Source organism: Schlesneria paludicola DSM 18645 (genome assembly GCF_000255655.1).
GTDB lineage: Bacteria > Planctomycetota > Planctomycetia > Planctomycetales > Planctomycetaceae > Schlesneria > Schlesneria paludicola.
Genome location: NZ_JH636434.1, coordinates 967,074 through 979,918 on the forward strand (window position 1 = coordinate 967,074; position 12,845 = coordinate 979,918).

The following is a 12,845-nucleotide window of genomic DNA, read 5'->3' on the forward strand; positions in this document are numbered from 1 at the left end:
CAGCCCTAAGATGACAAGAGCTCACAGCCAGTCGACAAACCATTCCCCTATAAGGACTTATGGCTCACAACAATTCGCAATTTCACCCCAAGCATCAAATGGGAAGCAAAAGCTTCCTCTCTGTCGCAGCCGAATCATACCGTGATTTCAAGCGACGAGAAAGGTTCTTCCATCGACGGGCACACCATTGCGTCAGAAAACAAAATCGCCCCGACCCAATGGCCGAGGCGGGAATGTTTCGATGCGAACCGCAAACACGGCCTTACGAGAGGCGACCTCGAGTCAGGCGACGTGAATTCGGAGACCGCCTACTTTCGTCTGGCCGCAGTCACTTTCTGGGCTTTCAATTCTGGAAGATCGAAATCGAAGCTGCCGCCTTTCGCTTCCACTGTCACAGGATTCTTTGTCGATTTCATCGTCGAATACTCGAGAGGCACCCATTGGACGCCGCCCAACTCTTGCGGCGTTTTGGGCTCACGTTCCCCAGCCTGATCGGGAAGCGGAGCACCATCGGGCATCCGGAACTGCGAAAAAAAGACGTGGTATTCGCCTGGCTCGATGCCCGGCTTTCCGGTGGCATGCCTTAAAACAAAATTGCCCTGATCATCGGTCGTCGCTGAGCCGCCCAGATTCTTTCCGGCCGTTTTCGGCGCAAAAACAACCAGCCCTTTTTCGAACGGGTCAGAACCTTTGACTGTCACTTTGCCTTTGACCGGAGCCACTTTGATTTCGTTCGCGGCACCACCGCATCCGACCACGGCACTGACCACCCACAGGCCAACAACTGAACCTGCGTTTCGCAAACGACTGAATTCTCGCGTCGACATGACTCTTTTGTCCGTGATTTATGTGACGCGCCGGTTGATCTGAGATCGTCCGACGTGACAAGAAAATTAAGAAGACAGCCCGATCGAAAGCCGCAGCTCTCGACCGGGCTGATGTTTTTCATCGCAGGGAACTCCGTCCTGACAGACAGGAAAAGTCCCACGCGTCATTTAGAACTCGCCCACAACTTCACCGCCTGCACCCGTGCAGAGAGCACGAATGACTTGCCACGAAATGTTCTCCGAAATGAATCGGACGCTACCGTCGGCCATCGAGGCATGGCAACCACCGACGTGATAGCTGAATGGTTCATCGTTAGGACCGCAATTGTTTGCTGTCCAGTAGCAAGTGGTTGCCGATCCACCAACAGGATTTCGGGTGTTGTTGATGATGTTGCTGTTCCCGCCAACCATGTAAGGAGGGCCAGACACGCCGCTGCCGTTGTCTGGATCAGCCCAGCGATTGGTCATCGTCGCGGCGTCGGTTGGTCCGCTCGCCACTTTTGTCAAATCGACGGTTGCGCCTGAGGCGGCCGCGAGGAGCAGCAACTGCGTACCATCGAGTCCTGGAGCTCCACCAATCGTATTGGGGGCAGCCAGCTTGCTGCCGACGGTGTTGGCGGGACGACCCGAATCTTCGATGACGGCAATCGTGTTGCTGGTTCCGTCTGTCATACCGCTGATCTTGTTGCCGAACAGACCGTAAGCCGAATCGCTGAACGACTCGCCATTGAGTGCGGTCAACGTGGCAGCGTTACGTGTACCGGTTGTCGGATCAATATCTTCGTAGGCAACGGGCATATATTCGTTCAACCCGTAGCCGCGGAAGTCGGTTTGACCAACAGGGCTCGATGGGCACATGAACGCGGCGATTTTTGTCTTCGCAGCGGTGGCATTCGTGCTGTTGGCACTGTTGGTGTAGTGATAGTTGAAGTTCATCAGGTTGTAGGTATTGCCCTGATCCAGGTACGGCAGAATCAACGAATGCATCGAGGCTGGGAACCAAGGGTGTGCCGTGGTTTGCGAAGCCCCAAGCAGATTGACGTTGTCGCGGCATGCACCTTCACCGGCGGATGGGAATCGGCTGTAGGTCGATTCGTAGTTAAACGCCGCCAAGCCAATTTGCTTCAAGTTGTTCTTGCATTGTGTGCGGCGGGCAGCTTCGCGAGCCTGCTGAACGGCTGGCAACAGCAACGCGATCAGAACCGCGATGATGGCGATCACCACCAGCAATTCAATCAGTGTGAATGCTTTACGAAACGGCTTCTTTGACATTCTTTCAGTTTTCCTTACCTGAGAAACGAACCATGACAAGACACAAACCGCAAAACAAATCGCAGGGGGCGATTTGACGCTTAAACCCTCGACGCTCTTCTTCCCTGAGCTTTCGGTCCATCCTCCCTGAGCCGCAACCGCGACTGTTCAACCCAATTCATTCCTCCTGAAATTGCGGGTGGACCGTGACCTAAAAGAACTCTCATCGGAACCAGCGGAATACCGTTGACCGGCGTCCAGCGAATCCGATCCTATTTCACGCCAATGTGGTCTTGATGAAGGCCGCACGAATTTCGAATGAACCACCGCCTGACGTGGAATCTGTCGATCAAGCCAACATGACTGCTGCTCAATCAAGTCCCTCTCCACCAGAACGATTCGTGGAACCTCCGCAACGGAATCGTGTCGTGAGGCGGGATGCTATCGATGGAAAATGAAGGTTGTGTGAACAATCCGTGAGCTCTTCGCGAGAAATCTTCGCGATGCGAAAACCGGCAAAGTTACCTTCGTTTCACGCGAGGCCAATGGCGAAGTCGGATTTGAAGCGTGGACCCGCCTTGCTCAACGAACTGCAACCGAACTGGTATTTTTCCCGTAACTTGCAATCATGTTAAGACTCAAGACGAAACTGGGCATTTTCTGTCCACGATCGAACACCTCGACGACAATCAATAGATGCGTGCAGTAACGGTGCCGACCAGCGGATCGACGTCACAATCCCATCACTCGCGGAAACTTGCGTGTCCATGTCCGATTCGACGACAGTGAATCACTCGCTCAAAGATCGCGTTCAGTCCTTGCGATTACCGCCTCCTGCGCCCACGGCCAGCGGAGGTGGAAAGCTGCCTTGGATTTTGGTGGTCATCCTGGGCTGTGCTGTGGCGTATTTGCTGACGGCCGGCAGCCCGTTCGAATCGGCCCGCAAAAGTGCCGTGACCGACGAGGGGAAGTCCTCCGCGAGCGCCACGCCCACTCCGAAACCGGCGACTGCCAGTCAAGTGGCCGGTCCGGTCGTTGAATCCAAGGGATATATCATTCCAGAACAGCAAATCCTGGTGAGCCCTCAGGTCAGTGGCCGAGTTCTGGAACTGAATTTTGAGGCGGGACAAAGGATCGAACGGGACTTTGTACTCGCCGTTTTGGACAACACGGAATATCAGGCGGAATACGAGCGAGTGTACGCGATGCTCGAGGCTTCCAAAGCCAACCTCGCAGAGCTGCGCGAAGGGTCTCGGCCCGACGAAATCAAACAGGTCAAAGCAGAGTTGGCAGAGGCTCAAACGAACCTTGAACAGGCCGAACGTGATTACAAACGGGCGAAAGAACTGTCTGTCAACGGCTTTGTGAACAAACAAGACTTCGAGACATCGGAGTCACAGTATCAGATGGTCAAAAATCGAGTGGCCAGGCTGGCCGCGACCACACAACTGATGGTCGACGGACCACGGCAGGAACGAAAGTTGGCTGCGGAGGCTCAAGTTCGACAAGCCGAGGCCGAACTGCGGCGTGCGAAATGGCGACTCGACAACTGCACAATCGTCGCCCCGATTTCGGGAACAGTTCTGAAGAAGAATGCCGAACTGGGAAATCTGGTGAATCCCGTCGCCTTCAATGGCTCGTTCAGCCTGTGCGACATGGCTGATTTATCCAAACTGGAAGTCGAACTATCGATTCAAGAGCGTGAGATTTCCAAAGTCAAAAAAGGACAGCGGTGCAAGGTTCAACCCGAAGCCTATATGGACCGGTCGTACGACGGGGTCGTCTCGCGCTTGATGCCCATTGCGGATCGCGCGAAAGGTGCCGTTCCGGTCCGCGTTCGGTTGAAGGTACCGCCAGAAGAAGAGGGCCAGTTCCTGAAGCCGGAAATGGGAGCGATTGTGCGTTTCTACGACGAGATTATCGAGGAAGAGACCGCGCCGCCGACCAACCAACTTCGCAAGGGCCCCTCAGAACACGAGCCCAATGCCACGTCGCAAACGCCTTGATGAACGGTTCTGGCCAAACCGATTTCGCGCTTTGTCGCACTCTCGACGAAGAATATCGAGCCACTTGTAGAGGAACTGTTAATGTCCGGTGCCGATGCGTGTGTGGAAGTCCACGATGTCCATAAGTCGTTCAAACGTGGCAGCGAAGTTCTGGACGTGTTGAATGGACTGAATCTGGTGGTCAACCAGGGTGAGTTCGTGGCGCTGATGGGCCCATCGGGATCCGGCAAAACCACATTGCTGAACTTGATTGCCGGACTGGACCAACCAACTGTCGGGACGATTCATGTCCAGGGCGAAGAAATCTCAAAGATGTCCGAAGGGCAGCTCGCAGGTTGGCGAACTCGCAATATCGGCTTTGTGTTTCAGTTCTATCATCTGTTGCCGGTTCTCACCGCGTTTCGCAATGTCGAACTTCCTCTCTTGCTGTTGCCACTCTCCGCTGCCCAACGACGCCAGCAGGTCACGACGGCACTCGACATCGTCGGACTGAGCGATCGAATGTGGCATCGTCCCGGCCAACTGTCCGGCGGCCAGCAGCAACGCGTGGGGATCGCTCGCGCCATCGTAACCGATCCAACGCTGATCGTGGCGGACGAACCGACAGGGGACCTGGATGCAAAATCGGCAGATGAAATTCTGAATCTGCTGGTGGAGCTGAAGAATACGCTCAATAAGACCATCGTCATGGTGACCCACGATCCGCGCGCGGCAGCGCGTGCCGATCGATGCGTTCACCTCGACAAAGGACGTCTGGCCGTCGAAGCGCCGACGCATTAAGGGACTGATCACGTGAAATTCCTTATCCTGGTTGTGGAAAATATTCGCCGCAATCTGGTTCGAACGACTCTGACGTCGCTGGGAACCATGATGCTGGTGCTGGTGGTGACTCTCGTCTTTACCGTCCTGACCACGCTCGATGCCGTGACGACGGAAAAGAGTGCGAACATCAAGGCGATCGTCACGGAAAAGTGGCAGATCCCCAGCCTGATGCCGTATTCGTACGCCGCAGGCCTGATCGAAGGGGGGGCGGCTCCCGATGACCCTAACGCCGTCCGACCGCAAGACTGGATGACCTGGGGTTTCTTTGTCGGATCGACCGAATCCAATCCGGCCAAACGCGGATACGAGAATCTATTCTTCTCGTTCATCATGGAACCGGAAAAAGCCCGGACCATGCTCGACAACATTGATGCGTTGAATGACCAGCAGGCCGAAGTGCTGAATGAGGCAATTAAAAAAATTCAGGAAAAACGCAATGGCGTGATCATCGGGGAAGGGCGATTGGCCAAACTGAAAAAGAAAATTGGAGATCGCATCACCGCATACGGCAGAAACTATCGCGACATCAATCTCGAATTGGAGATCGTTGGAACCTTCCCCAAAGAGACGTCTCAGTACACCGACAGCGCAATTATCCGCCGCGATTTTTTCGAAACCGAGCTCGATACCTACAAAGCGTCACACAACAACAAACCGCACGCGTTGGCGGACAAATCGCTCAGCCTCGTCTGGTTGCGGGTTCCTGACCGGATGTCATTCAACAAACTGACCGAGCAGATTCTAACGGCGCCTTCGTTCTCGAACCCACCGGTCAAGTGCGAGACCTCATCGACCGGGATCGCATCGTTCTTGGATGCCTACCGCGACATCATCTGGGGCGTTCGCTGGCTGCTGGCGCCGGCCTGCATGTTGGTCTTGTCGCTGGTCATTTCCAATGCGATCAGTATCAGTGTTCGCGAACGGCGGATCGAATTCGCGGTGTTGAAGGTGCTGGGCTTCTTGCCGTGGCAGATCCTGTGCCTGGTCCTGGGCGAAGCGCTCTTGATCGGAACATTGTCCGGTCTGGCCAGTGCCGGTCTCGCCTACGGTGTGATTAACGGTGTCTGGGGTGGACTTCCATTCCCCATTGCCTTCTTCCCGAAGTTTGCGGTGCCCATCAATTGTTTGTGGTGGGGTGCCGCGATGGGTGCCGCCACCGCATTTGTGGGCAGTTTTTTCCCCGCCTGGTCAGCTCGAGGGGTTCGCGTGTCAGACGTGTTCTCCAAAGTTGCGTGATCGATTCTGCGAGGATCGCAGAATCGACTTGAGGCCCCTATTGACTTGGCGTCTGATTTTGAATTGAAGAGATTTTGCCAATGGAAATCCCCCTCCTGATCGCCGCAGCCCCCTGGCAGGTCTTCGGTGCGTCGTCGCCCATCTTGAAGGCGATTTTCGCGGGCGCTGCAGCGTTGGTGCTGATTCTGCTTCTGATCGGCAAAGTGCCGCTCAGCTACAACATCATGAACTTGACGACCCGCTGGCTGACCACGTTGTTCATGGTCGGTTCATTCACGCTGGTGATTGGCGTTCAAATCGCCTTACTCGCCTTCGTCAACGGCATGTATGCGATGACAGAATCGAGCGGACAGCCGGGGAACGTCATGATCATGTCCGAAGGCTCGACCGATGAGGCATTTAGCAATCTTGGATTTGCGGACGCCACCGAAATTGAAACGCAAGAAGGGATCGCGCGTGATGAAAACGACCGAGCGCTCGTCAGTCGGGAGACCTATCTGGGAATCTCGCAACAGGTGACGGACCAGAAGACCGGATACGTCAAACGTCGCTTCCTGCAGGTGCGCGGCGTCGACGAACCCGCCATGTCCCTGAAGGTTCATGGTCTGAAGCTGGTACCGGGCGGCGAGTATTTCTCGGATTCGGGTGTGCGTCAGATCAACGATTCGGGTGAAACGGCCATTGAGGCGATGCTGGGAGCCGCGATTGCCCGGGAACTGAGTACCGATCGCACGGAAGAAATGCTCGCGACCGCCAAGCGAAAAGATCGACTGGACGTGGGAGATACCTTCAAGATTGGTGAACGCGTCTGGTATGTCACCGGTGTGCTGGAATCATCCGGTACCGTCTATGACTCCGAAGTCTGGACACGGCAATCACAGGTCGGCCCCCTGTTTGGCAAATCGAATTACACCACCTTTTGCGTGCGAGCTCGTCCGGACTACCGCAAGGACGAACGTCAGGCGTTGATCGCCCGACGGAAGGAATCGGCACGTGTGGCATTTGAGGAAGCGACAAAACTCAAAGCCGAAGACAAAACCGCACCAACACCTCAATTGCAGGTGATTCGCGAAGAGTACACCGAGGACGAATGGGGAGCCGAGCTGCTGAAAGAATACTTCGGCACCGAGTACAAGAAAGCGGCCGTCAGCCCTCAAGTCGAGAAAACCTACTTCGCCAATCTCTCGGCAACAAACGTGCAATTCCTGGGAATGGCAATCATTGTCGCCCTGATCATGTCGCTGGGCGGATTGTTTGGAGTCATGAATACGATGTTTGCGGCCATCAGCCAGCGGACAAAGGATATCGGCGTCCTGCGGCTGCTGGGCTTTAAGCGTTGGCAAATTCTGGTCTCGTTCTTGCTCGAATCAATTGTCTTAGCGCTGGTGGGTGGTGCGATCGGCTGCTTGTTTGGATCGTTGTGTGATGGATTCACTGCGAACAGCATTGTGACGGGCGGCCCCGGCGGCGGCGGAAAATTCGTTGTCCTACGACTGACGGTTGATGCCAGCACGATTGCCATCGGGATGCTTCTGGCGCTCGCCATGGGAATCTTTGGGGGATTGATTCCTTCACTTGGTGCGATGCGCCTGAGTGCGCTCAAAGCGCTTCGCTGATCTTGTTGTGTGATTTCCCAAGTCTGCAATACATGGGCATTGGGCAGCCTCGGTGCCGACGCCTCCGTCGGCCCGGTACATTTCGCGCCGATGCGGCCGTGGTCCGAATGAATGATCGCGCCTTATTGAACCTTTTGAACCTTACTTCGACACGGCGGACATTCCTGCGGACAATTTGAATTCCGCGAAACAATCACGATGTCGAGGATATTCACTTGTGATTGGTCGCGTCCCGGTCTACACGCTCTGATTCAGAATCGAAAAGGAAAACCTGTTTCCACGTGAATTCAATTGCAGCGGACTGAACCTTGTCGGCGACGGCGTTGTGATTCATGATAACGGAACACGATGCGCATCGATCCTGATTCGTTCCTGCGGCACCTGTTGTGGACGTTGTCGAACGGGAATGAGGGCCGATTCAATTCGTCGGGATAACTGATTGATGGGGCCAGTGCTGCTGCCCACGGAGGCGGCTTGAAGAAGGGTTGAAAGCATGACTCGTGGCGGTTGGCGGCTCGCGATCGGTTTGATGGTGGTTTTCACGCGCTGGGGACAGGCCGATGACGCGGGACGGGTCGATTTCAATCGCGACGTCCGGCCGATCCTTTCTGACAACTGCTTTCTGTGTCATGGCCCCGACGACGCGAATCGGAAGGGCGGCCTACGACTGGATCAGCGCAATGGGGCATTGGCCGCCGCCGAATCCGGTGAGAAGTCGATCGTTCCAGGCAAACCAGAGGCCAGCGAACTTGTCCGCCGCATTCTGTCGGACGATGCAGATCTGGTCATGCCCCCCACGGCCTCGAAGAAGTCGCGGCTGACCAAATCGCAAGTGACGATTCTCAGACGCTGGATCGAACAGGGGGCGGAATACACCTCGCACTGGGCATTCAAAGCTCCTGAGCGTTCTGCCCTTCCGCAATCAACGGGGACACTTGCCGACTGGCCCCGAAATGCCGTCGATACGTTCATTCTCGACAAACTGAAGCACGAGCATTTGTCTCCCGCGCCAGAAACGGATCGCATCACATGGCTCAGGCGACTGAGTCTCGATCTGATCGGATTGCCGCCGACTGTTGCAGAAGTCGATGCATTCGTTGCCGACCAAAGCTCCGATGCGCATCGCAAGCAGATCGAACGTTTGCTGGCGTCACCGCATTACGGCGAACGCTGGGGCCGTCACTGGCTTGATGCCGCACGCTATGCCGATTCCGATGGATTCGAAAAAGACAAGTCTCGGCAAGTCTGGTTCTATCGTGACTGGGTCGTGAATTCCTTCAATCGCGATCTTCCCTATGACCAGTTTGTCATCGAGCAATTGGCCGGAGACCTGTTGCCCAATCCCACTCAAGACCAGATCGTCGCAACGGGGTTCCTGCGGAATTCAATGTTGAATGAAGAAGGTGGCGTTGATCCAGAACAATTCCGGATGGATGCGATGTTCGATCGAATGGAAGCGATCGGAAAAAGCATCCTTGGGCTGACGATCCAATGTGCTCAATGCCACACGCACAAATACGATCCGATCACCCACGACGAGTACTATCGTCTGTTTGCGTTTCTGAACAACGATCACGAAGCACAGCGCATCGTCTACACAACCGACGAACTCGTCAAGATTGCCGACCTGCACGCGCAAATGAACGAAGTCGAACGACAATTGAAACAGGCCACGCCCGATTGGGCGACGCGCATGGCGGCATGGGAAGCGGATCTGATTGCAGCTCAGGCAGCAGCTCCACGTTGGACCAGCCTAAAATTGGCGAACGCTGGTGACAATGGCCAGCGGTATTTCGACATGGATGACGGGTCGATTTTGGCGCAGGGCTACGCACCGACAAAGTTCACGACCCTTCTACGCGGCGATACCGACCTCAAGGGAATCACCGCGATTCGACTGGAACAATTAAATGACCCCAATCTCCCCTGCAACGGGCCTGGACGATCGTCGCTGGGTACCGCGGCTCTCAGTGAGATTTCCGTCTCGGTGGTCAATCAGAAGAACCCCGAACAACAGTCGACTGTCAAGTTTGTGAAAGCGACGGCCGATTTCGGGAACGCCGAGAAGGAGCTGGAAGAACAGTACAAAGACAAATCGGGTAAGCGGCGTGTGACGGGCCCCGTCGATTTCGCAATCGACGGCAATGACGACACAGCGTGGGGGATCGATGCCGGTCCGGGCCGCCGAAATGTCCCTCGACAGGCGGTATTCGTCGCAGAACAACCGTTTGGATTTGAGGAGGGAACAACGTTGACCATTTCGCTGAAGCAAAACCATGGCGGATGGAATAGCGATGACAACATGAATCACAATTTGGGACGATTCCGTCTTTCAGCGACGTCGGCCGCCAATGCGGTGGCTGATCCCGTGCCCGAAACCGTTCGTCAAGCAGTCTCACTTCCAAAAGATCAACGAACGGCCGAGCAACACGCGGCACTCTTTTCGTACTGGCGGACAACCGTTGCAGACTTCAAGTCGGCGAATGACCAGATTGAAGCCCTGTGGCAACATTGGCCGACCGGTTCGACGTCGTTGACTCTTCAGCAGCGAATGAGCCCCCGCGACACACGCCTCTTGAAGCGGGGTGATTTTTTGAAGCCCGACAAGTCTGTACGACCGGGGGTTCCCGCGGTCCTTCATCCGCTCGCACAGGCCAACAGCGCCAATCAACTCAATCGGTTGACGCTGGCCCAATGGCTGGTTGATCGTCGCAGTCCTACAGCCGCGCGCGTCATCGTCAATCGCGTCTGGCAGGCCTACTTCGGCACGGGACTTGTGAGTACCAGCGAGGATTTGGGGACGCAAAGCGAAGTTCCCAGTCATCCCGAATTGCTCGACTGGTTGGCTGTCGAGTTGATGTCACCGGAACATCTGCTGCCCGGCGAAACGGCGGTCGCACCATGGAGTCTTAAGCATCTGCACCGACTCATCGTCGGCAGTGCCCTATACCGGCAATCGAGTCGCATTACTGACGAATTGTACGAACTTGACCAATTCAATCGGTTGCTCGCCCGGGCACCCCGTTTGCGTGTGGAGGGCGAAGTGGTTCGCGACATTGCGCTCTCGGCCAGCGGATTGCTGAATCCGAAGCAGGGTGGACCGAGCGTATTCAGTCCGGCACCTGCGTTTCTGTTTCAGCCGCCAGCCAGTTATGGCCCCTTTACGTGGACAGAAGCGACGGGAGCCGAACGATATCGTCGGGGGCTCTACACCTTCCGCCGTCGCTCAACACCTTATCCAATGCTGACAAATTTCGACACTCCAAACGCCGATTCCGCGTGCGTCCGTCGACCTCGTTCAAACACACCCCTGCAAGCACTGACCATGCTCAACGAAACGATCTTTATGGAAGCCGCGCGGGGGCTGGCGCTCCTGACGGTAAGAGAGGGCGGCGGCGATACCCCAAGTCGATTGGTGTTCGCGTTCCGACGCTGCGTCTCGCGTCCACCGACCGAGTCAGAGCAGTCCTTGCTGTTGGATCTCTTCGAAAAACAGAAGTCGAGATTCTCAAGTGCCGACGCTCATCCTTGGGAACTCGCGGCAAATGATCCCCAGAACCCTCCCGAATTGCCCGAGGGAACATCGGCCAGTGACGCCGCGGCATGGACCGTCGTCAGCCGGGTCCTGTTAAATTTGGATGAGACGGTCACCAAAGAGTAGCCGCCACTGGCCATTTCAAGTGCGAAGTCGCCGTCCGAGCGACCGCCAGCTCCGTCGTCAATCCCGAAATCTGGTCGAGCGATGGAACATGAATAGTTGACGTAATCGTCAATCTCATATGATTTTGCTTTTCTTATTCGGCAGACCTTGACGCGTTGAGTGCCTTCGTTCTGTTCGAACCTGCCCGAAATGAGGTCACGATTCGTTGACGCTGAAATGTGGCGCTGCGTATGATTGCGTATCGGCGAAAGCGATACTGGCTACGCCGTGTTATTTCATATGCAGATACAACGCCGAATGGCCGATGATGGTTGTCCTAGATCGCCATGTCGACGACGCACCGCCAATAAGACCTTCAAAGACATCAGAGAACTGACACTGGACTTCCGCTTTCATGAATCTTCGCGATCTCGAATTGTTTTGCGAAGTGGCGTTGCGAGGGAGCTTCTCCAAAGCCGCCAAGACGCATCATATTTCGCAGCCAGCGGCCAGCGAGATCGTAAAGGGCTTGGAAGAGCATTTGGGGTGTGAACTGCTGAACCGTGCGATTCGACCGCTGGAACTGACTCCTGAAGGGCGAATTTATTACGACGGATGCCGCGAACTTTTGGATGGCTATCGGCGTCTAGAGGATCGCATCCTGCAACGTCGCGATAAGGTCGTCGGGCCAGTCCGAATCGCGTCGATCTATTCCGTCGGCCTTTTGCAAATGGACTGTTACGTCAAAGAGTTTGAACGGCTATTTCCCGATGCCGCACTCGACTTGCAGTACGTTCATCCCGAACAAGTGCTTAACAGCGTGCTCAACGAAGAAGTCGATTTGGGGCTGATGTCGTTTGCCCCCCGTCGCGCCGACTTGGTTTACGAAACCTGGCAAGACCAGAAAATCGTCGTGGTTGTTTCGCCTCAGCATCCGTTTGCCAAACGCACAAGTTTGCGTGTAGCGGAACTGGATGGGGAAGCTTTGGTCGGGTTCACGTCAGAATTACGGATGCGGCAAGAGATCGATCGCTGGCTAAAACAGGTCAAAGTTTCGGTCAATGTCGTTCATGCATTCGACAACATCGAGAACATCAAACGGGCGGTGGAAGTGGGATCGGGACTGGGGCTGTTGCCCGTTCCAACAGTTCGCCGCGAGGTGGAATTCGGTTCGCTCGTGGCAATCGAACTGGAGGATGTTGATTGGGTGCGTCGTCTCGACATCGTCTATCGCCGGACGAAACCTTTCACCACGGCGATCAGCCGATTCCTCGAGTTGCTTCATCAAGATCCAGAAACGTTTTCACGTACCGTGGCCCCAATTCAGACGACCTCTGTTCAGGATGTGGACGTGCCTGCCACACCCGCACAGTCCACCGCCACATCACCTGTTATTCGATAAATTGTTGATTTTCTGTTCACAAAAGAGCACGTGCAACTCGCAGTT

Annotated in this window: 8 protein-coding genes; 6 read left to right on the forward strand and 2 right to left on the reverse strand. The window is 55.4% G+C overall.

Annotated elements, in window-relative coordinates; genetic code table 11:
- Window positions 1–308: 308 nt before the first annotated feature.
- Both OSO_RS0104640 and OSO_RS0104645 read right to left on the reverse strand, forming a co-directional pair.
- Window positions 309–827, reverse strand: a complete 519-nt coding sequence (locus OSO_RS0104640) for a hypothetical protein (RefSeq protein ID WP_010582338.1) — start codon at window positions 825–827, stop codon at window positions 309–311.
- Between the two features lie 168 nt (window positions 828–995).
- Window positions 996–2,099 (reverse strand): DUF1559 domain-containing protein, encoded by a 1,104-nt coding sequence (locus OSO_RS0104645; RefSeq protein ID WP_010582339.1) that lies wholly within the window; start codon window positions 2,097–2,099, stop codon window positions 996–998.
- A 746-nt stretch (window positions 2,100–2,845) separates the two neighbouring features.
- Here OSO_RS0104645 and OSO_RS0104665 point away from each other — a divergent pair.
- The 6 genes from OSO_RS0104665 to OSO_RS0104705 all read left to right on the forward strand — a co-directional run bounded on the left by OSO_RS0104665 (window position 2,846) and on the right by OSO_RS0104705 (window position 12,800).
- Entirely contained in the window at window positions 2,846–4,084 is a 1,239-nt protein-coding gene (locus OSO_RS0104665; RefSeq protein ID WP_010582340.1) for an HlyD family secretion protein, read from the forward strand.
- A gap of 81 nt (window positions 4,085–4,165) precedes the next feature.
- Window positions 4,166–4,864: an ABC transporter ATP-binding protein gene (locus tag OSO_RS0104670; protein ID WP_010582341.1), complete on the forward strand. Its 699-nt coding sequence runs from the start codon at window positions 4,166–4,168 to the stop codon at window positions 4,862–4,864.
- 12 nt (window positions 4,865–4,876) lie between these two features.
- The gene (locus OSO_RS0104675; RefSeq protein ID WP_010582342.1) at window positions 4,877–6,142 is read left to right on the forward strand and encodes an ABC transporter permease; all 1,266 of its coding nucleotides are present in this window, start codon (window positions 4,877–4,879) and stop codon (window positions 6,140–6,142) included.
- Window positions 6,143–6,222: 80 nt separating this feature from the next.
- On the forward strand, window positions 6,223–7,758 hold the full coding sequence (locus OSO_RS47455) for an ABC transporter permease (protein ID WP_010582343.1): 1,536 nt from the start codon (window positions 6,223–6,225) through the stop codon (window positions 7,756–7,758).
- 493 nt (window positions 7,759–8,251) lie between these two features.
- On the forward strand, window positions 8,252–11,419 hold the full coding sequence (locus OSO_RS0104695; protein ID WP_010582344.1) for a PSD1 and planctomycete cytochrome C domain-containing protein: 3,168 nt from the start codon (window positions 8,252–8,254) through the stop codon (window positions 11,417–11,419).
- A gap of 394 nt (window positions 11,420–11,813) precedes the next feature.
- A complete protein-coding gene (locus OSO_RS0104705; protein ID WP_010582345.1) occupies window positions 11,814–12,800 on the forward strand; it encodes a LysR family transcriptional regulator in 987 nt (328 codons plus the stop codon).
- Window positions 12,801–12,845: the final 45 nt, after the last annotated feature.